This is a genomic window from Candidatus Pantoea gossypiicola, from assembly GCF_008632075.1.
In the GTDB taxonomy this organism is placed as follows: domain Bacteria; phylum Pseudomonadota; class Gammaproteobacteria; order Enterobacterales; family Enterobacteriaceae; genus Pantoea; species Pantoea gossypiicola.
The window spans coordinates 1-19,117 of sequence record NZ_VWVM01000007.1; the positions used below are offsets into that span (position 1 = coordinate 1).

The window sequence follows — 19,117 nt, forward strand, 5'->3', positions numbered from 1 at the left end:
GCACTTCCATCTCAACCAGTTCCAGCAGCTCTTCATCATCAACCATGTCGCACTTGTTCAGGAACACGATGATGTAAGGAACGCCAACCTGACGACCCAGCAGGATGTGCTCACGGGTCTGTGGCATTGGGCCATCAGTTGCAGCAACAACCAGGATCGCGCCGTCCATCTGCGCAGCACCGGTGATCATGTTTTTCACATAGTCGGCGTGGCCTGGGCAGTCAACGTGTGCATAGTGACGAGTCGGGGTTTCATATTCAACGTGTGAAGTGTTGATGGTGATACCACGAGCTTTCTCTTCTGGTGCGTTATCGATCTGATCGAATGCACGAGCCTGACCGCCGTAAGTTTTAGACAGTACGGTAGTGATAGCTGCAGTCAGAGTGGTTTTACCGTGGTCGACGTGACCGATGGTGCCCACGTTTACGTGCAGTTTGTTACGCTGAAATTGCTCTTTCGCCATGGCGATAATTCCTTACGTTGTGCCTTCACCATCTGGGTGAAGGCATCAGTTCAAATTTAAACCGTAGCTTATTTGCTACGAGCTTCAATAACGGCCTGCGCTACGTTGTTCGGCGCATCGTCATACTTCAGGAACTCCATGGAGTAAGAAGCACGACCTTTGGTCAGAGAACGCAGCTGAGTTGCGTATCCGAACATTTCAGACAGCGGAACTTCAGCGTGAATCTGAACGCCAGTAGCGTTAGATTCCTGCCCTTTAAGCATACCACGACGACGGCTAAGGTCACCGATGACATCACCCGTGTTCTCTTCTGGCGTTTCAACTTCAACCTTCATGATAGGCTCAAGCAGAACAGGTGTCGCTTGTTTAAAGCCTTGTTTGAAGGCAATAGACGCGGCCAGTTTAAACGCCAGTTCTGAGGAGTCGACATCATGGTAAGAACCGAAGTGCAGACGCACGCCCAGATCCACAACCGGATAACCAGCCAGAGGGCCTGATTTCAGCTGCTCCTGGATACCTTTGTCAACCGCAGGGATGTATTCGCCAGGAATCACACCACCTTTGATGTCGTTGATAAATTCGTAACCTTTCGGGTTCGAACCTGGCTCCAGTGGGTACATGTCGATAACAACATGACCATACTGACCACGACCACCAGACTGCTTGGCGTGTTTACCTTCAACATCGGTAACTTTGTTGCGAATCGCTTCACGGTAAGCAACCTGTGGTTTACCCACGTTTGCTTCAACGTTGAATTCACGCTTCATACGGTCAACGATGATGTCGAGGTGCAATTCACCCATACCGGCGATGATGGTCTGGTTAGATTCTTCATCAGTCCATACGCGGAATGATGGGTCTTCTTTCGCCAGACGGCCCAGAGCCAGACCCATTTTTTCCTGGTCAGCTTTGGTTTTTGGTTCAACGGCGATAGAGATTACCGGCTCCGGGAACTCCATGCGCTCAAGGATGATGACGTTCTCTGGGTCACACAGGGTATCACCAGTGGTCACATCTTTCAGGCCGATCGCAGCGGCGATATCACCCGCACGGACTTCTTTGATTTCTTCACGCTTGTTAGCGTGCATCTGAACGATACGGCCCAGACGCTCACGGTTTGACTTAACCGGGTTGAACACGGTGTCACCTGTGTTAACAACACCAGAGTAAACGCGGAAGAAGGTCAGGTTACCCACAAACGGGTCGGTAGCAATTTTGAACGCCAGTGCAGCAAACGGCTCGTTGTCGTCTGAGTGACGAACAGCCGGCGTGTCTTTACCGTCGTCCAGCATACCGTTGATCGCGGTAACGTCAGTTGGTGCTGGCAGATATTCAACAACTGCATCCAGCATCGCCTGAACACCTTTGTTCTTAAATGCAGAACCACAGGTTACCAGGATGATTTCGTTGTTTAGAACACGCTTACGCAGAGATGTTTTGATCTCTTCTTCAGTCAGTTCTTCACCGCCGAAGAATTTCTCCATCAGCTCATCAGAGCCTTCAGCAGCGGCTTCAACCAGCTTCGCACGCCATTCTTCAGCCAGTTCCTGCATATCAGCTGGGATATCTTCGTAAACGAAGGTTACACCCTGGTCTTCGTCGTTCCAGTTGATGGCTTTCATTTTCACCAGGTCAACAACACCGGTGAATTTCTCTTCTGCGCCGATAGCCAGCTGCAGAGGAACTGGAGTTGCGCCCAGACGAACTTCCATCTGGTTAACAACTTTCAGGAAGTTTGCACCCATGCGGTCCATTTTGTTGACGAACGCAATGCGTGGAACTTTGTATTTGTTAGCCTGACGCCATACGGTCTCAGACTGTGGCTGAACGCCACCAACTGCACAGTAAACCATTACCGCGCCATCAAGAACACGCATAGAACGTTCTACTTCGATGGTGAAGTCAACGTGTCCTGGGGTGTCGATGATGTTGATGTGGTGTGGTTCAAACTGCTTAGCCATACCAGACCAGTAACAGGTGGTCGCAGCGGAAGTGATAGTAATACCACGTTCCTGTTCCTGCTCCATCCAGTCCATAGTTGCTGCGCCGTCATGTACTTCACCGATTTTGTGGTTTACACCGGTGTAGAACAGAACACGTTCGGTAGTGGTAGTTTTACCGGCGTCGATGTGCGCACTGATACCGATGTTACGGTAGCGAGCAATGGGTGTTTTACGAGCCATTTTATTCCTCGGTTTTTCGGACGTTCAAAATTAGTCAACCCCAGCGGGTTGGCCATTTGGGCGCCCGCTGGTTTAACAATAACTACGCGACTGTTACCAGCGGTAGTGTGCGAACGCCTTGTTGGCTTCAGCCATACGGTGAACGTCTTCACGTTTCTTCACTGCAGTACCTTTGTTCTCTGCAGCATCAGAAAGTTCGTTCGCCAGGCGAAGAGCCATTGATTTATCACCACGTTTACGAGCAGCATCTACGATCCAGCGCATTGCCAGGGCATTACGACGAACCGGACGGACTTCAACTGGTACCTGATAAGTAGAACCACCAACGCGACGTGACTTAACTTCAACAGTCGGACGCACGTTTTCCAGTGCTACTTCAAAGGCTTCCAGGGAGTTTTTACCTGAACGCTGAGCCAGGGTCTCAAGCGCGGTATAAACAATTGATTCTGCAGTAGATTTTTTACCATCTACCATCAGGATATTTACAAATTTGGCCAGCAGCTCTGATCCGAACTTAGGATCTGGCAGAATTTTACGCTGACCAATGACGCGACGACGTGGCATGGAAATACTCCGTTGTTAATTCAGGATTGTCCAAAACTCTATGAGTTTATTTTGACATTTAATTTAAAACGTTTGGCCTTACTTAACGGAGAACCATTAAGCCTTTGGCTTCTTCACGCCGTACTTGGAGCGAGCCTGCTTACGGTCTTTAACACCTGAGCAGTCCAGCGCGCCACGAACGGTGTGGTAACGCACACCTGGCAGGTCTTTTACACGACCGCCACGGATCAGGATCACGGAGTGTTCCTGCAGGTTATGACCTTCACCGCCGATGTAGGAGGTAACTTCAAAACCGTTGGTCAAACGCACACGGCAGACTTTACGCAGTGCAGAGTTTGGTTTCTTAGGAGTGGTGGTGTACACACGAGTACAAACGCCACGTTTTTGCGGGCAAGCTTCCAGCGCCGGCACGTTGCTCTTTGCAACTTTGCGGACGCGTGGTTTGCGAACCAGCTGGTTAACTGTTGCCATTAAATAGCTCCTGGATTTGCTTTTGCTTCGTAAACACGTAATAAATCGCCTCGTAGAATTACGAGGAGGCAGAATTTTAGGGCTGAGTCAAAAGGGTGTCAAGAAATAACCAGGTTTTAGCCGATTACCAGACCATTTGTTGCTGATGCCTGCTCGTTAGCGTGACAAAGCCAGTATAGTCTATTGACTGCACGCTGGTCGAAATTTGTTCAGTGAGTCCGCGCGCCTGGACATCCTCAGCAAGCACCCACAGCGTGGCTTCACATTCTGATAGCCGCATCAGTACGCGACTGCCCGCTAAGGCAGCCAGCACGCCATCCTGCAGTAGCAGCAGGTCATCACCCTCACCCGCGATTAAAAGCAGGGTTTCGAGGTCACAGTGTGCCGGTGAATGTATTAAGGTGTGCAGCATTAACGTCTCTTAAAAAGTCAGAATGCGATCGTAGCTGGCCAGCGTCTGCCGCAGCGCCGGCGCGTCCAGTAGCGTAACATTCAGCAACCGGTGAGCGTCAATCGCTAATCCACGTGCTATCAGCGATGTCCGGCAGAGATAGCACTGTTCAATGTCATACAGCGCCAGCACGCCAAAGGTCGCGGCATAGTGACGACTCTTAATCGCCTCAGGCTGCTGGTGCTGATTAAGCTGCAGCACGCCATCACCAATAAAAAACAGGCCGATATCTTCACTGAGTGCGCCCGTAGCCAGCGCAGCATCCAGCCCCTCGCGCCCTGCGCTGCTACCGTGCGGTGCCCGGGTAAAGACAAATGCGACACGATTCATCAGAACTGCACCATACGTTCACAGCTCAGCGCCGCTTCTGCCAGCGCACCCAGCCCGCTCAGTGTAAAACCCGGCTGCAGGTTACTGCCCGCCAGCTGGAGTCGGGCCGCTTCCTGCTGATCGCTGACGCCACGCCGTAGCGCAGCCGCTACACAGATGTTCAGTGCCACACCCTCCTCCTGATGTAATGCCTGCCACGCGCGTACCAGATCAAACTCATCGCTGGCCGGTGCCGTCAGCTGGTTAGCGTTCAGCACGCCTTCGCGATAAAAGAAAACGCTGTCAAGCTGATGGCCTGCCGCCAGCAGTGCGCGGGCAAACAGATATGCACTGGTCGCCTGTTGCGTACCGTAAGCCGGACCGGTGACCAGCAGGGTATAGCGCATTACCGATCCTGTCCCTGAAAGTCGCCATTTTTAAACTGGCGGATGTAGAGATAGACGGTGTGCTTCGAAATGTTCAGCCGATCGGCCACCTGGTTGATGGCATCTTTGATATCGAAGATTCCCTTCTCATACAGGTTCAACACAATCTGGCGATTCTTGGCGTTGTTGGACACATTGCGATCAGCGCTGACCTCTTCAATGGTGAACTCCAGCGTCTGCATCACCAGATCATCGACCGAACTGGCAAAGTTGACGTTGGAGTCAACCTGCTGCATTTCTGGCGGCATAAAGGTCGACATGATCTGTGAGAAAGGGACATCCAGGTTCATGTTGATGCAGAGCAGGCCAATGACCCGCTGCTGACGGTTGCGAATCGCAATGGTGACCGACTTCATCAGCACGCCACTTTTAGCACGTGTGAAATAGGCACGTGAAACATTACTGTCCGCGCCATGCATATCATGCAGCATACGCAGGGCCAGATCGGTAATCGGCGAACCGACCTTACGGCCGGTGTGTTCACCATTGGCGATACGCACGGCCGAACACTTAAGGTCTTCCAGCGAATGCAGGACAATTTCACAATGCGAGCCGATCAACATCGCCAGGCCATCCACGACAGCCTCGTACGATTTCAGAATATCGTAATCAGTTTCTTCGAACGGGCGCTGCTCCAGAAGATCGAAGTCGCTCAGTTCACCCGGATTGAATGGATTAGACATTGAAGAGTATCACCCTGAATGGCTGGAGCCTGTCACAGCGGCTTATGGGCAGACTCAATATTGGGATAATTAGGCAGGCATTAGTCTGGCAAATGTCGTCGGCTTATGCCAGAGGTTTGTCGTGAAGCTAAAATGAAACCGCCGCCCGGAGGCGGCGGTCAACAGATTACTGCGCTTTTTCTGCAGCAGCAGGCGCAGGAGCCTGTGCTTTTTCATCTGCTTTTGGCGCGGGTTTGATATCAAGCAGTTCAACATCAAAGACCAGGGTGGAGTTAGCCGGAATGCCCGGAACGCCATTTTTACCGTAAGCCAGATTCGGTGGGATCACCAGCTTGATTTTGCCGCCTTTCTTCACGTGCTTCAGACCTTCAGTCCAGCCTGGGATCACACCGTCCAGACGGAATGAGAGTGGCTCGCCACGGGTATAAGAGTTGTCGAATTCATTACCGTCGATCAGCGTACCTTTGTAGTTAACCACGACAGTATCGCTATCTTTAGGTGCGTCGCCGGTACCTTCTTTCTCAACTTTATATAACAGGCCGCTTTCGGTTTTCTTCACGCCGCTCTCTTTAGCAAATTTGGTCGCGAAAGCGTCGCCCTTTTCAGCGTTCTCTTTCGCATCTTTTTCCATTTTCGCTGAGGCTGCGCCTTTCACGCGGCCTTCAAAGGATTGCAATGTCTGCTCAATCTCTTCGTCAGACAGTTTGCTCTTGCCACCAAACGCATCCTGAACACCAGCAATCAGCTGCTGCTTATCCAGTTTGATACCCAGTTTTTCCTGTTCCTTCAGGGAGTTGTCCATGTAGCGACCCAGTGAAGCACCCAGTGCATAGGCAGACTGCTGGTCTTCATCTTTGAAGGCCGCATTCTTAGGTGCCTGAGGCGCGGACTGTGGCGCGGCGGCTGGTGCAGCCTGTGGTGCCGCAGCGGTGTCTGCTGCCATTGCCATTGATGCATTCAGTGCAACAGCCATGGTGGTAGCTAACAATGTGACTTTAAACAGTGATTTCATCCATTCTCCAAAACCGAAGCGTCTAACCTCGGGAAACATTGCGGACTTCAGAGCCCACACTATAACTTTACGTGGCAGTGTCGAACACTCCCACAATGTAATTACCCGGTCTACCTCCGACCTTTATAACATCGGGAAGTTTCATCAGAGATGATGCCGCGCTGCCTTTTTTCAAGCGCAACGCCTCCGGGCGTAAAAAAAACAGGTGATTCCTGGCATTCAGGTCGTAGAATCACGCCCCGAGTCGCACCTTAACAGAGGAACAGGTCATGCAACAATCTGAGTGGGAACAGCGTCTGGAGACGTTAGAGAGCAAACTGGCCTTTCAGGAGATGACCATTGAGCAGCTGAACAGCGCGGTGGTTCAGCACGAGCTGGAGATGAACAAGATGCGTGAGCAGATGCGCATTTTAACCGACAAGCTCAAAGCAAATGCGCCATCGATGGTCGCCTCGCAGTCTGAAGAGACGCCTCCGCCACACTACTGATGGTGGGCGGTATCTGGCCCTGGTTCTGCCGGGCCGGATCAGAGTATCAGCCAAAAGAAAGGCCACCCGGAGGTGGCCTTGAAAGGTCTGGTGAGACTTAGTGGCTGCAGCCGCAACCGCCAGTACCACAACCGCCTTTACCGTGGTCGTGGCCGTGATCGTGGTCATGATGATGGCCATCTGCACCGTGAACGTGGCCATGAGCCAGCTCTTCCGGTGTGGCTTCACGGATAGCAACCACCTCAACATTGAAGTTCAGGTTCTGACCCGCCAGCATGTGGTTACCATCAACCACGACGTGATCGTCTTCCACTTCGGTGATTTCTACCGGTACCGGACCCTGATCGGTCTCTGCCAGGAAGCGCATGCCAACCTGCAGTTCGTCAACGCCCATGAAGACGTCTTTAGGTACGCGCTGCACCAGATTGTCATCATATTGACCGTAAGCATCGTTTGCCGGGATATGCACGTCAAACTTGTCGCCGGCAACGTGGTTTTCCAGCGCATTTTCCAGACCAGAAATCAGGGAACCATGACCGTGCAGGTAGTCTAACGGTGCACTCACCGGTGACTCGTCAACTAACACGCCGTCTTCTGTACGTACCTGATAGGCCAGGCTTACCACCAGGTCTTTTGCTACTTTCATGATATCTCCTAACCGTTGAGAGCTGAGATCCCGTCTCATTGGTCTATTCTTGCGTGCAATAACACCAACCAGAAAGGTTCGGGGTTGAGTACAAGAGGGGTTTCACTTTCTCTTGCGACTTCAGCCTTAATGGCGTCAATTGTAACGGAATTCAATCCCGCTGTAAGTTTAAGCGTGAAAAAAGCTGCCCGATTCCACTATTCAGGATGAAAAATGCCGATAACCTGCTCGTTAGTGCGAACCTGATCGCGCGCCTGCTTATCTGCCTCACGCATCTGATGACCACACTTGACGCACTCCACCACATCCACATTGTTTTCACGCCACATTGCCAGCGTGTCCTTCTCCTGGCAGTGCGGGCATGTCGCACCAGCAATAAAACGTTTACGCATGAGCTTCTACCTGTTTAAAAAGGTTATTGATCATCGTCCCAGCCGTCGATCTGCCGCTTTTCGCGCTGCATTTCGCGCTGGAAGATATCTTCCAGTTCACGCCGGGCTTCACGGACGCGTGAGGCCTGCGCCGCGCTTTCAGAGAGCGTCGGTACCAGCTCGCGCAGCATCCGCATATCAAGCCGGCGGAAATGCTGCTGGGCGCGATGCGCCTGATGGGGATGCATCCCCAGCGACATTAATGTTTTACGGCCCAGCTCCAGCGCACTGGAGAATGTCTCACGCGAGAACTGTGTAACGCCTGCCTGTAGCAGCTCATGCGCTTCCACACGGCCCCGGGCGCGCGCCTGAATCTGCAGCTGCGGAAAATGCTGCTGGCACAGGTGCACGATAGTCATCACATCTTCCGGCTCATTACAGGTGATCACAATCGACTGCGCGCTGGCTGCACCGGCGGCACGCAGTAGCTCCAGCTCTGTGGCATCACCGTAATAGACCTTATAGCCATATTTACGCATCAGACTCACGACACTGATGTCGCGCTCCAGCACGGTAATGCGTTTGTTGTTCGCCATCAGCAGGCGGCCTATCACCTGACCAAAGCGACCAAAGCCCACCACAATCACCTGCGGCTGATCATCTTCGACAAAGTGTTTCTCTGCATTTTCGTCCGGCTCATTAAAGCGGCGAGCCAGCAGTCGGTCGATACCCTTCATCAGCAGCGGCGTGGTCATCATCGACAGCGTCACGGTCACCAGCAGCATCGGCAACTGGTCGCCTGAGAAGAGTTTCGCCGACGAGGCCGCTGAAAAAAGCACAAAGGCGAACTCGCCGCCCTGACTCAGTACGCCAGCAAACTGCTGTCGCTCGGAACTGCGCAGACCATAAATGCGCGCCAGCAGATAGAGCACCAGCGTTTTCACCGCCACCAGCGTCACCACGCCCAGCAGGATGGTCACAATATGGGTATAGAGCACACCGAGGTTGAGCGCCATGCCCACCGAAATAAAGAACAGGCCCAGCAGTAACCCCTTAAACGGGTCGATAGCGACTTCCAGCTCATGCCGGTATTCACTTTCTGCCAGCAGGATCCCGGCAATAAAGGTGCCCAGCGCCATCGACAGGCCCAGCGCATCCATAAACAGCGCCGAACCCAGCACCAGCAGCAGCGACGCCGCGGTAAAGACCTCACGGACACCTGATGCGGCGATATAGCGGAAGATAGGCCGCAGCAGATAACGCCCACCCACCAGCATCCCGGCAAACGCCAGCACTTTCATGCCGACCTTCATCCAGTCGATATGGCCGCTGTCGGTTCCGGCCAGCAGCGGGATCAGCGCCAGGGCCGGGATCACCGCGATATCCTGAAACAGCAGCACCGAAAAGCCCAGCTGCCCCGCTTCGCTGCGGTTCATACCTTTATCCATCATCAGCTGCAGCGCCATGGCGGTCGAAGACATCGCCAGACCAATCCCGCCGATGATTGCCGCCTGCCAGCTAAAGTCGGTCAGCCATAATAAGCCGCCCAGAATGGCTGCTGAGAAGATCACCTGCGCTGCGCCGACGCCAAAAATGGAGCGGCGCAGCGCCCACAGCTTTGCCGGGTTCAGCTCCAGCCCGATAATAAACATCAGGAAAACCACGCCAAGCTCAGAGAAGTGGAGAATCTCATCGACGTCGCTGATAAAGCCTAATCCCCAGGGGCCGATGGCGATACCCGCCACCAGATAGCCCAGAACTGCACCAATACCGAGGCGAGCTGCCACCGGTACAATCAATACCGCCGCGACCAGATAAATCACCCCGGCGGTCAGCAGCGTTTGCCCTTCCATCTATACCCCTCCATTCGGCAGCGGTGCTGCCAGCCACTCGCCATAGGCGCGGGCATAATTTTTCATCAGTTCAGGACTCTGCCGACGCGCCCAGTAGACGATCATCGGCGGCATCCAGTGCATGCGGCACATCTGCGCAGTCAGCTCAAAAGGCCGCATAATGTCATTGAGTGAATAGCGGTTCAGCCCCTGCTGTTTAAAGGCGCTCTCCGGCTCCCCGGTCGTCACAACGCTGCGCCAGTACTTGCCTTCCAGCGCATTGCCATCCACGCCATTGGCAAAACCGCGCGACAGCACCCGATCCAGCCACTCTTTCAGCAGGGCCGGACAGCTATAGGTATAGAGCGGATGTTGAAAAATGATGACATCATGTTCACGCAGTAGCTGCTGTTCATGATGAATATCGATAAAAAAATCCGGATAGGTGGCGTACAAATCGTGCACGGTGACGTGTTCCAGTGCCTGCGCCGACTGCAACAAAATCCGGTTAGCGACGGAATCCTGTAATTCCGGATGAGCAAAAAGCAGTAACACGCGGGGTGGCTGCGACATCCTTTCCCTCCAAAGCGTCGTCATTGGTGCGGTTTTCGGCTACCATGCACGACGCAGCAAAATCTCATTATGTTGCCAGTAAATTAACATATTCTGACGATACGGCGCTTACATGATTGTCTTCTCTGCCTTACAAATTCGTCGCGGCATCCGCGTCCTGCTCGACAACGCCACCGCCACCATTAATCCCGGTCAGAAGGTCGGGCTGGTGGGTAAAAACGGCTGTGGTAAATCCACGCTGCTGTCGCTGTTAAAAGGTGAGATCACCAGCGATGCCGGCACCGTCACCTTTCCTGCTCACTGGGCGCTGGCCTGGGTGAATCAGGAAACTCCCGCGCTGGATAAAGCTGCACTGGAGTACGTGATTGATGGCGATCGTCAGTTTCGCCAGCTTGAAGCAGAACTGGCGGACGCCAATCTGCGCGACGATGGCAATGCCATTGCGCTGCTGCATGGCAAACTGGACGCGGTGCAGGCGTGGAGCATCCATGCGCGCGCCTCCAGCCTGCTGCATGGTCTGGGCTTCAGTCAGGAACAGTTGCAGCGTCCGGTCAGCGACTTCTCCGGCGGCTGGCGTATGCGCCTTAACCTGGCGCAGGCGCTGATTTGCCCCTCCGACCTGCTGTTGCTGGATGAACCCACCAACCACCTCGATCTCGATGCGGTCATCTGGCTGGAGCGCTGGCTGAAGAGCTATGAAGGCACGCTGATCCTGATCTCGCACGATCGGGACTTCCTTGATCCGGTCATCGACAAAATTATTCATATCGAACAGGAGTCAATGTTCGAATACACCGGCAACTACAGCTCCTTTGAGCGACAGCGCGTCGCCAAGCTGGCTCAGCAGCAGGCGCTGTATGAAAGTCAGCAGGAGAAAGTGGCGCACTTACACAGCTACATTGATCGCTTCCGCGCCCAGGCCACCAAAGCGAAGCAGGCGCAGAGCCGCATCAAGATGCTGGAGCGGATGGAGATGATTGCGCCGGCCCATGTCGATAACCCGTTCAGCTTCACCTTCCGCAAGCCGGAGAATCTGCCCAACCCGATTCTGAAGATGGAGAAGGTCACCGCGGGCTATGGCGACCGTATCATTCTCGACGCCATCAAGCTCAACCTGGTTCCGGGATCGCGCATCGGCCTGCTGGGACGTAACGGGGCGGGTAAATCGACCCTGATCAAGCTGCTGGCGGGCGAGCTGGAAGCGATGGACGGCAGGATGGGGCTGGCGAAAGGGATCAAGCTCGGTTACTTCGCCCAGCATCAGCTGGAGTACCTGCGGGCTGACGAGTCGCCGCTGCAGCATCTGTCGCGCATTGCGCCGAACGTGCTGGAGCAGCAGCTGCGCGACTATCTGGGTGGATTCGATTTCCGTGGCGATAAAGTCACTGAAAACACCGAACGCTTCTCCGGCGGTGAGAAGGCGCGACTGGTGCTGGCCCTGATTGTCTGGCAGCGCCCTAACCTGCTGCTGCTCGATGAACCTACCAACCACCTGGATCTCGATATGCGTCAGGCGCTGACCGAAGCGTTGATCGACTTCGAAGGGGCGCTGGTGGTGGTGTCGCACGACCGTCACCTGCTGCGTGCCACCACCGACGATCTTTATCTGGTGCACGATGGCAAAGTGGATGTGTTTGAGGGCGACCTCGAAGATTATCAGCAGTGGCTGAGCGATCTGCAGAAACAGCAGGCGCAACAGGATGCAGCACCGAAGCAGGATAACGGCAACAGTGCCCAGGCGCGTAAAGATCAGAAGCGCCGCGATGCCGAACTCCGCACCCAGACGCAACCACTTCGCAAAGAGATCGAGAAGCTGGAAAAGCAGATGAGCAAATGGCAGAGCCAGCTGGCCGATGCCGAAGCGCAGCTCTCAGACAGTGCGATTTATGATCAGCGCCGTAAAGCGGACCTGACCACCGCGCTGCAGCGTCAGGCCGAGAGTAAATCTGCGCTGGAAGAGGTTGAGATGGCGTGGCTGGAAGCCCAGGAACAGCTCGAACAGATGATGTCCTCATAAAAAACGCTCCCCGCTCGCGGGGAGCGTCTCTTTCAACGCGGTTTATCGCCCAGCACCGTCGCCCGCTGCATGATCCGCCGGGCAGGATAGTAGTCGGCATTAGCATAATGCTGCGTGACCCGATTATCCCAGATAGCCAGATCGTCTGGCTGCCAGCGCCAGCGCACCTGAAACTCGGGTTTGGTGGCATGCGCAAACAGGAAGCCCAACAGCGCATCACTCTCCTTCTCGCTTAACTCCACAATCCGCGTGGTAAAACCCTCATTCACAAACAGCGCTTTTTTGCCGCTGACCGGATGCGTGCGGATCACCGGATGCTGCACTGGCGGATGCTTAGCCACCGCCTGCTGCCAGCGCTGATGCTCCTCTCTGGTTTTGCGGTACTTATACTCCTGAAACGACTTTTTGAAGTCATGCTCGGCACTCAGGCCTGCCAGCAGCTGCTTAAAGGGTTCTGAGAGTGCCTCGTAAGCTGCAATGCCGCTGGTCCAGAGCGTGTCACCGCCCGCCTCCGGCAACACTTTTGATGCCAGTAAAGCGATAGCTGGTGGCGTGTCGATAAAGGTAACGTCGGTGTGCCAGTTGTCGTTATCCGGCGGATTATCCTGATGCGTATCCAGTACGATTATCTCCTCAACGCCTTGTGCGTGGGGATAGACCGGATGGATATGCAGGTCGCCAAAGCGGATCGCCAGGGCGCGATGCTGTTCCGGCGTAATTTTCTGGTCACGCAGAAACAGCACCTGGTGGCGCAGCAGGCCATGGTAAAGCTGTTCAAACTGCGCATCACTTAATGGCCGGGAGACATCCAGATTTGAAACCTGTGCGCCGATATAGGGGCCAAGCGGGGTAAAACTGAGACGTTCATTCATGACTGTTCTCCACTCCAGGGCGTCAGACGGCGCTGCAACGCGCGGAGCCCAAGTTCTAAGCTAAAAGCGATAAAGGCGATTACCGCTATACCCGCGAGCACCACATCGGTGGCGAGGAACTCACCCGCTGACTGCACCATAAAACCGAGGCCGCGCGTGGCGGCAATCAACTCCGCTGCCACCAGCGTTGACCAGCCCACTCCCAGACCAATGCGCAGACCGGTCAGAATTTCTGGCAGCGCACCTGGCAGGATCACCCAGCGCAGCAGCTGCCAGCGGTTAGCCCCCAGCGAACGAGCCGCGCGAATACGTACCTGCTGCGTGTTACGCACCCCGGCCAGGGTAGAGAGCGTCACGGGCGCGAAGATCGCCAGATAGATCAGCAGGATTTTCGAGGTCTCACCAATGCCGAACCAGATCACCATCAGCGGCAGATAGGCGAGTGGCGGAATCGGACGATAAAGCTCAATCAGCGGATCGAGCAGCCCGCGAGCGACCGGGCTAAGGCCCATCAGAATCCCCACCGGAATACCGATAGCGGCAGCAGCCGTCAGCGCAATCAGCATCCGCGTCAGGCTGGCGGCAAGATGCTGCCAGAGCGTGGCATCCATAAAGCCCTGTGCGCTGGCAATCACCAGCAGCTTGCTGAACACCTGCTGCGGCGACGGCAGGAACAGCGGAGCAATCAGGCCCAGCGCGGTGACGCCCCACCAGAACAGTAACAGCAGAGAGAGGCTCAGCACGCTCAGCGTAAAGGCGGTTGAAAACGGCCAGCGCAGCCTGCGGCGCACCGGCAGAGACTTATCGTGGATTAACGCGCTCATGCAAACGCCTCCCGCTGATCAAATACCCGGCTCAGCACATATTCGCGCTGGGCGATAAACTGCGGATCGGATTTGATGCTGCGGCACGACTCTCCCGCAGCAAAACGGCGGCCAAATTCGGGCCGCAGCCGCTCCACGATGCGGCCCGGTCCTGGCGACAGCAGAATCAGTTCACTGGCGAGGAAAATCGCCTCTTCGATATCGTGTGTAATCAGCAGAATCTGTTTACCACTGTCGCGCCATAGCGTCAGCAGCAGTGTCTGCATCTGCTCACGGGTAAAAGCATCCAGTGCGCCAAACGGCTCATCCAGCAGCAGCAGTTGCGGATCGGTGGCCAGCGCGCGGGCAATACCTACCCGTTGACGCTGACCGCCGGACAACTGCCAGATGGCGCGCTTTTCCGCCCCTTCCAGCCCGACCTGCCTGATGAGTTTCCGTGCTATGCCCTCACGTGCCTGGCGCGGCATCCCCGCCAGCTGCAGCCCAAAGGAAACGTTATCCAGCACGTTGCGCCACGGCAGTAATCCTTCATGCTGAAACACCACGCCGCGCTCCGCGCCTGGCCCGGTCACTGGCTGGTTATCCAGCGTGATGCTGCCCGACTCCACCGGCAGGAATCCGGCCACCAGATTAAGCAGCGTGGTTTTTCCGCAGCCGGAGGGACCGAGCACGACCAGCAGCTCCTGGCTATCCAGTTGCAGATTGATATCCTGCAACACAGGCTGTCCGGCATAACGGGCATTAAGGTGAGCGATGCGCAGCATAGTGCCTCCTTACGGTTTAACTAATGGCTCGACGAAACGGGAGGTCACGTAACTGCTGTAGTCATTATCAGCCTGCGGCACCCGGCCCTGCGCTTTCAGGAACTGCGCGGTATCGACGATCGCCTTATTGACCGGCTTGCCCAGTTGCTCAACCTGCTGCTGCGCCGTCAGGTAGGTATTACCCTTGACCAGACCCGGCACCTGCGCTTCCGGCACCCCGCTCAGGCGTGAGAGTTTGCTGAGGTTATCGGGCTGCTTCAGCCAGCTGTCGGGACTGTTAAGATAGGCCTGCTGCGCATCAATCGCGCTGCGGGCAAAGGCGGTCACGATCTCCGGGTGCTGTTCGGCAAAATCTTTGCGGACTACCCAGACATCCAGCGTCGGTGAACCCCAGCTCCCCACTTCCGCAGAGTCGGTTAACACCTTGCCCTCTTTCTCCAGCTCATTGACTGCAGGAGCCCAGACATAGGCACCATCAATATCGCCACGCTGCCAGGCCGCGATAATTGCTGGCGGCTGCAGGTTTACCAGCTGAACCTGCGACGGCTTGATGCCCCAGTGTTTCAGTGCAGCCAGCAGGCTGTAGTGGGTAGTTGAGATGAATGGCACCGCGATGCGTTTGCCGATGAGATCGTTGGGGGAGGTAATGTTCTTTTTTACCACCAGCGCTTCAGAGTTGCCCAGCTGAGAGGCGAGTAAGAACGCTTCAATTGGCAATTTCTGCGCTGCTGCGACCGCTAACGGACTGGAACCAATGTTGCCAATCTGCACGTCGCCGGACGCCAGTGCGCGTAATACCCCTGCACCGCTGTCAAACTTTCGCCAGTCAACGCTGGCCCCGCTCTCTTTTGCAAAACTGTTGTCGGCCTGGGCCACTTTCGCGGGTTCGGCTGAGGTCTGGTACGCCACGGTGACATTGACCGCATCAGCCTGAAACGCCAGCAGCGCCAGCGCTGCGGCTAAAAAAGTTAAACGTGTTGCTGCCATGATCATTACCCCACCGTTTTTATCGTGGAGGCAGTGTCTATGGCCGCTATAGTTTCATAAAGGAATTAAAAATTATCCCTAATAGAAATAAGTTCTTAGATCACTATCTGCAAAGCTAAGTTAAAAATCACAAATACTGAAAATAGCTAAAGTAAGCAAAAATGTCAGGCGCTCACATTGTCCCTGTGCTATTGATATGCGTTCCCAGTTTTTGCCTGTTAAGGTCTCTGTATTCGATGTCGATCGAGAAAGTCGCTCAGCTGGCTGGCGTCTCCAAAGCCACGGTATCGCGCGTTCTCAACGCGCATCCCGGCGTAAAGCCCGATACGCGTGAGAAAGTTCTGGCGGCAATCTCTGCCTGCGACTATCAGCCCAATCTGCTGGCGCGTCAGCTGCGTACGGCGCAAAGCAACATGCTGCTGGTGCTGATCTCGGATATCACTAACCCCTTCTGTTCACGCGTGGTTCAGGGCATCGAGGCCGAAGCGGAACTGCATGGCTATCATATCCTGCTCTGTAATTCGGCCTCGCAGCTTCAGCGTGAAGCCGCCTATCTGAGTCTGCTGACCGGCAAAGTGGTGGATGGCGTGATTACCATGGATGCGGCCTCCGGCTTACAGGATTTGCAGGCGCTGATCGCCGGAGCCCCCTGGGTGCAGTGCTGTGAGTTTGATCCTGAGATCCCCGCCTCCTCGGTCAGCATTGATCATCTGGAAGCCGCACGCGACACCATCCATTACCTCGCCGGTAAAGGACGTAAGCGTATCGGGCTGGTTAACGGCGACATGCGTTACCTCTACTCACATCATCGTGAAAAAGGCTACCGGCAGGCGATTGAAGAGCTCGGGTATGCGTGGTCCGGCGTTTCTTATACCTGCGAGATCTCCCCTGAAGCGGGCAGTCAGGCGATGCGGGAGTTGATGGCGCTGCCGGAACCGCCGGATGCGGTGTTTGCGGTGTCAGATGTACTGGCAGTGGGCGTGGTTCATGCGGCGCTGGAGGCAGGGCTGCGCGTGCCGGAAGATCTGGCGGTCGTCGGATTTGATGGCGTGCCGTTTACCCGCAGCCTGAATCCACCGCTGACCACCATCGAGCAACCGATGAATCAGCTCGGCGCGCGCAGCGTGCAGTTGCTGCTGCAGAAGATCCGTAATCCGAATGCACCAGTCATCCGTGAGGTGCTGCCCTGGACGCGCGTTGAACGCGCATCCAGCTGACTCAGTACCAGATTAACAGCACGCAGGCCGCAGTCAGCAGCCCCATAGCAAGGTTAAAGATTTTCCAGGCGCGACGGCTGCGCAGAATGCGGCCGATCATCGCGCCAAATCCCATCCAGATCACGCCTGACACCAGATTAACCAGAAACATGCCGACGCTTATCGCCATCACCGAATGGCGATAAGCATCACCCGCCAGACTGAAGCTGGCGACCGCGCCCAGCGCCATCAGCCAGGCCTTTGGATTGATCAGCTGCAGCAACCCACCCTGCCAGAACGGCATCGGTGCATCCGGTGCCTGATCGGTTTCCAGCTTTTCATAGCTGGACGTTGCTATCTTCCACGCCAGCCAGAGCAGATAGAGGCTACCGGCGATCTTCAGCACCAGGTGCAGCGAAGGATAGAGCAGGATCAGACCGCCAACGCCAAAGGCCACCATCAGCAGCATCACCTGCATACCAATCATGATGCCGATCATCAGTGGAATGGTGCGCAGAAAGCCAAAATTAGCGCCAGAGGCGGTGAGTAACATATTATTAGGCCCGGGCGTGATCGCCGCGACCCAAAGAAAGCCCAACATTGATAAGAAAAGACTCAGTTCCATGGCAATCGGGTACTCCTTACCCCTGCAAGAAAAAACTTATCGAAGCTAACAGTGTGATATGGAACAGACAAGCTTTTACCACATGAAATTTACCGGACCGGAAAACGAGCAATTCACGCCGCCTGACAGCCTGCGTAACGCCCACCTGCAGACAATGCTGCCGCGCCTGCTGCGTCGCCGTGTCACGTTCGTGCCTCACTGGCAGCGACTCGATCTGCCGGATGGCGACTTTGTCGATCTCGCCTGGAGCGAAGATCCACAACAGGGGCGGCATAAACCGCGTGTCGTACTGTTTCATGGGCTGGAGGGCAGCTTTCACAGCCCCTATATTCATGGCCTGATGAACATCTGCCGTGCGCGCGGCTGGCTGGCAGTGGTGATGCATTTTCGCGGCTGCAGCGGCGAACCTAACCGGCTCAATCGCATCTATCACTCCGGCGAAACGGAAGATGCCCGCTTTTTTCTGCACTGGCTGCGTATCCGCTGGGGCCAGGTGCCGACCGCCGCCGTCGGTTTTTCACTGGGCGGCAATATGCTGGGCTGCCTGCTGGGCCAGCAGGGCGCAGCTGCTGAAGTGGAGGCGGGCGTCATTGTCTCCGCCCCGCTGCAGCTGGAGCCGTGTAGCGTAAAACTGGAACGCGGCTTCTCACGCTTCTATCAATACTATTTGCTGGCGCAGCTGAAGAAAAATGCCCGCCGCAAACTGCACGCCTGGCCGGATACGCTGCCAGTCAATCTGGCGCAGTTAAAAGCGCTGCGGCGACTGCGCGATTTTGATGATGCGATTACCGCCCGCGCCCACGGTTTTGTCGATGCGGCCGATTACTATCATCGGGCCAGCGCCATGCCCTGGCTGCAGCACGCAAAGAAACCGCTGCTGATCATCCACGCCAAAGACGATCCTTTTATGAGTGATGAGGTGATCCCGCACAGCAGCCAATTATCTGCCACTATTACGTATCAACTGACACCACACGGCGGCCACGTCGGTTTTGTCGGCGGGACGTTACGCCAGCCTGAAATGTGGCTGGAACAGCGCATCCCGCAGTGGATCGCCCCTTTTCTGGATAACTGATCTCGTGATTATTCCCTGGCAACAGGTCTCACCTGAGACCCTTGAAAATCTGATTGAAACCTTTGTGCTGCGTGAAGGCACTGACTATGGCGAGCATGAACGTAGCCTGCTGGACAAGGTGGCTGATGTGCGACGCCAGCTGGAAACCGGTGAAGTGGTACTGGTATGGTCGGAACTGCATGAATCGGTCAACATCATGCCGCGTAAAGAATTTCGCGGCTGATGCACCGGCGGGCATTTCATGATAACAATGCTCATTGCCCGA

The 19,117-nt window shown here is 55.2% G+C and carries 23 protein-coding genes; 5 read left to right on the forward strand and 18 right to left on the reverse strand.

Annotation, left to right across the window (positions count from 1 at the left end; all coding sequences use genetic code 11):
• From F3I20_RS10595 to fkpA, 9 genes are all read right to left on the reverse strand, one after another.
• On the reverse strand, positions 1 to 463 hold a 463-nt coding region (locus tag F3I20_RS10595; RefSeq protein WP_150019384.1), incomplete at its 3' end, for a GTP-binding protein.
• Positions 464 to 531: 68 nt separating this feature from the next.
• A complete protein-coding gene (gene fusA / locus F3I20_RS10600) occupies positions 532 to 2,646 on the reverse strand; it encodes an elongation factor G (RefSeq protein WP_150011018.1) in 2,115 nt (704 codons plus the stop codon).
• Positions 2,647 to 2,739: 93 nt separating this feature from the next.
• Positions 2,740 to 3,210 (reverse strand): 30S ribosomal protein S7, encoded by a 471-nt coding sequence (rpsG, locus tag F3I20_RS10605; protein WP_009087603.1) that lies wholly within the window; start codon positions 3,208 to 3,210, stop codon positions 2,740 to 2,742.
• Between the two features lie 96 nt (positions 3,211 to 3,306).
• Positions 3,307 to 3,681, reverse strand: a complete 375-nt coding sequence (gene rpsL, locus F3I20_RS10610) for a 30S ribosomal protein S12 (protein ID WP_003852912.1) — start codon at positions 3,679 to 3,681, stop codon at positions 3,307 to 3,309.
• Positions 3,682 to 3,805: 124 nt separating this feature from the next.
• Complete coding sequence (tusB, locus tag F3I20_RS10615; protein ID WP_150011020.1) at positions 3,806 to 4,093, reverse strand: sulfurtransferase complex subunit TusB; 288 nt, start codon at positions 4,091 to 4,093, stop codon at positions 3,806 to 3,808.
• A gap of 9 nt (positions 4,094 to 4,102) precedes the next feature.
• Positions 4,103 to 4,462: a sulfurtransferase complex subunit TusC gene (tusC, locus tag F3I20_RS10620; protein ID WP_150011022.1), complete on the reverse strand. Its 360-nt coding sequence runs from the start codon at positions 4,460 to 4,462 to the stop codon at positions 4,103 to 4,105.
• The gene (gene tusD, locus F3I20_RS10625; protein ID WP_150011024.1) at positions 4,462 to 4,848 is read right to left on the reverse strand and encodes a sulfurtransferase complex subunit TusD; all 387 of its coding nucleotides are present in this window, start codon (positions 4,846 to 4,848) and stop codon (positions 4,462 to 4,464) included. The genes tusC and tusD overlap by 1 nt, the downstream gene beginning before the upstream one ends.
• Positions 4,848 to 5,570 (reverse strand): helix-turn-helix transcriptional regulator, encoded by a 723-nt coding sequence (locus F3I20_RS10630; protein ID WP_013359249.1) that lies wholly within the window; start codon positions 5,568 to 5,570, stop codon positions 4,848 to 4,850. Before F3I20_RS10630 ends, tusD begins: the two co-directional genes overlap by 1 nt.
• 166 nt (positions 5,571 to 5,736) lie before the next feature.
• A complete protein-coding gene (gene fkpA, locus F3I20_RS10635; protein ID WP_061063525.1) occupies positions 5,737 to 6,582 on the reverse strand; it encodes an FKBP-type peptidyl-prolyl cis-trans isomerase in 846 nt (281 codons plus the stop codon).
• A 269-nt stretch (positions 6,583 to 6,851) separates the two neighbouring features.
• Between fkpA and F3I20_RS10640 the strand changes: the two genes are divergently transcribed.
• The gene (locus F3I20_RS10640; RefSeq protein ID WP_013359251.1) at positions 6,852 to 7,070 is read left to right on the forward strand and encodes a SlyX family protein; all 219 of its coding nucleotides are present in this window, start codon (positions 6,852 to 6,854) and stop codon (positions 7,068 to 7,070) included.
• A gap of 97 nt (positions 7,071 to 7,167) precedes the next feature.
• Here the strand turns inward: F3I20_RS10640 and slyD are convergent, their stop codons facing one another.
• The 4 genes from slyD to kefG form a co-directional block, all read right to left on the reverse strand.
• On the reverse strand, positions 7,168 to 7,716 hold the full coding sequence (gene slyD, locus F3I20_RS10645) for a peptidylprolyl isomerase (RefSeq protein WP_150037527.1): 549 nt from the start codon (positions 7,714 to 7,716) through the stop codon (positions 7,168 to 7,170).
• A gap of 197 nt (positions 7,717 to 7,913) precedes the next feature.
• Positions 7,914 to 8,108, reverse strand: a complete 195-nt coding sequence (locus tag F3I20_RS10650; protein WP_010253033.1) for a YheV family putative zinc ribbon protein — start codon at positions 8,106 to 8,108, stop codon at positions 7,914 to 7,916.
• 23 nt (positions 8,109 to 8,131) lie between these two features.
• A complete protein-coding gene (kefB, locus tag F3I20_RS10655; RefSeq protein ID WP_013359253.1) occupies positions 8,132 to 9,940 on the reverse strand; it encodes a glutathione-regulated potassium-efflux system protein KefB in 1,809 nt (602 codons plus the stop codon).
• A complete protein-coding gene (gene kefG, locus F3I20_RS10660; protein WP_150011028.1) occupies positions 9,941 to 10,492 on the reverse strand; it encodes a glutathione-regulated potassium-efflux system ancillary protein KefG in 552 nt (183 codons plus the stop codon).
• A 112-nt stretch (positions 10,493 to 10,604) separates the two neighbouring features.
• On the opposite strand from kefG, the gene F3I20_RS10665 reads away from it, so the two are divergent.
• The gene (locus tag F3I20_RS10665; protein WP_150037528.1) at positions 10,605 to 12,509 is read left to right on the forward strand and encodes an ABC transporter ATP-binding protein; all 1,905 of its coding nucleotides are present in this window, start codon (positions 10,605 to 10,607) and stop codon (positions 12,507 to 12,509) included.
• 32 nt (positions 12,510 to 12,541) lie between these two features.
• Here the strand turns inward: F3I20_RS10665 and tauD are convergent, their stop codons facing one another.
• Genes tauD through tauA form a run of 4 tightly spaced genes read right to left on the reverse strand, consistent with a single transcriptional unit; the run spans position 12,542 to position 15,956 of the window.
• Positions 12,542 to 13,381 carry a taurine dioxygenase gene (tauD, locus tag F3I20_RS10670; protein ID WP_150037529.1) on the reverse strand — a complete coding sequence of 280 codons (840 nt, stop codon included), beginning with the start codon at positions 13,379 to 13,381 and terminating at the stop codon, positions 12,542 to 12,544.
• The gene (gene tauC / locus F3I20_RS10675; protein ID WP_150037530.1) at positions 13,378 to 14,205 is read right to left on the reverse strand and encodes a taurine ABC transporter permease TauC; all 828 of its coding nucleotides are present in this window, start codon (positions 14,203 to 14,205) and stop codon (positions 13,378 to 13,380) included. The genes tauD and tauC overlap by 4 nt, the downstream gene beginning before the upstream one ends.
• A complete protein-coding gene (tauB, locus tag F3I20_RS10680) occupies positions 14,202 to 14,969 on the reverse strand; it encodes a taurine ABC transporter ATP-binding subunit (RefSeq protein ID WP_150037531.1) in 768 nt (255 codons plus the stop codon). Before tauB ends, tauC begins: the two co-directional genes overlap by 4 nt.
• A gap of 9 nt (positions 14,970 to 14,978) precedes the next feature.
• The gene (gene tauA, locus F3I20_RS10685; RefSeq protein ID WP_150037532.1) at positions 14,979 to 15,956 is read right to left on the reverse strand and encodes a taurine ABC transporter substrate-binding protein; all 978 of its coding nucleotides are present in this window, start codon (positions 15,954 to 15,956) and stop codon (positions 14,979 to 14,981) included.
• Between the two features lie 236 nt (positions 15,957 to 16,192).
• Between tauA and F3I20_RS10690 the strand changes: the two genes are divergently transcribed.
• Entirely contained in the window at positions 16,193 to 17,173 is a 981-nt protein-coding gene (locus F3I20_RS10690) for a LacI family DNA-binding transcriptional regulator (RefSeq protein ID WP_150037533.1), read from the forward strand.
• Between the two features lies 1 nt (position 17,174).
• Here the strand turns inward: F3I20_RS10690 and F3I20_RS10695 are convergent, their stop codons facing one another.
• A complete protein-coding gene (locus F3I20_RS10695; protein ID WP_150011040.1) occupies positions 17,175 to 17,777 on the reverse strand; it encodes a LysE family translocator in 603 nt (200 codons plus the stop codon).
• Between the two features lie 58 nt (positions 17,778 to 17,835).
• Here F3I20_RS10695 and F3I20_RS10700 point away from each other — a divergent pair, with 58 nt between their 5' ends.
• A complete protein-coding gene (locus tag F3I20_RS10700; RefSeq protein WP_150037534.1) occupies positions 17,836 to 18,852 on the forward strand; it encodes a hydrolase in 1,017 nt (338 codons plus the stop codon).
• Between the two features lie 4 nt (positions 18,853 to 18,856).
• Positions 18,857 to 19,075 (forward strand): YheU family protein, encoded by a 219-nt coding sequence (locus tag F3I20_RS10705; RefSeq protein WP_013359263.1) that lies wholly within the window; start codon positions 18,857 to 18,859, stop codon positions 19,073 to 19,075.
• The last annotated feature ends 42 nt before the right edge of the window (positions 19,076 to 19,117 follow it).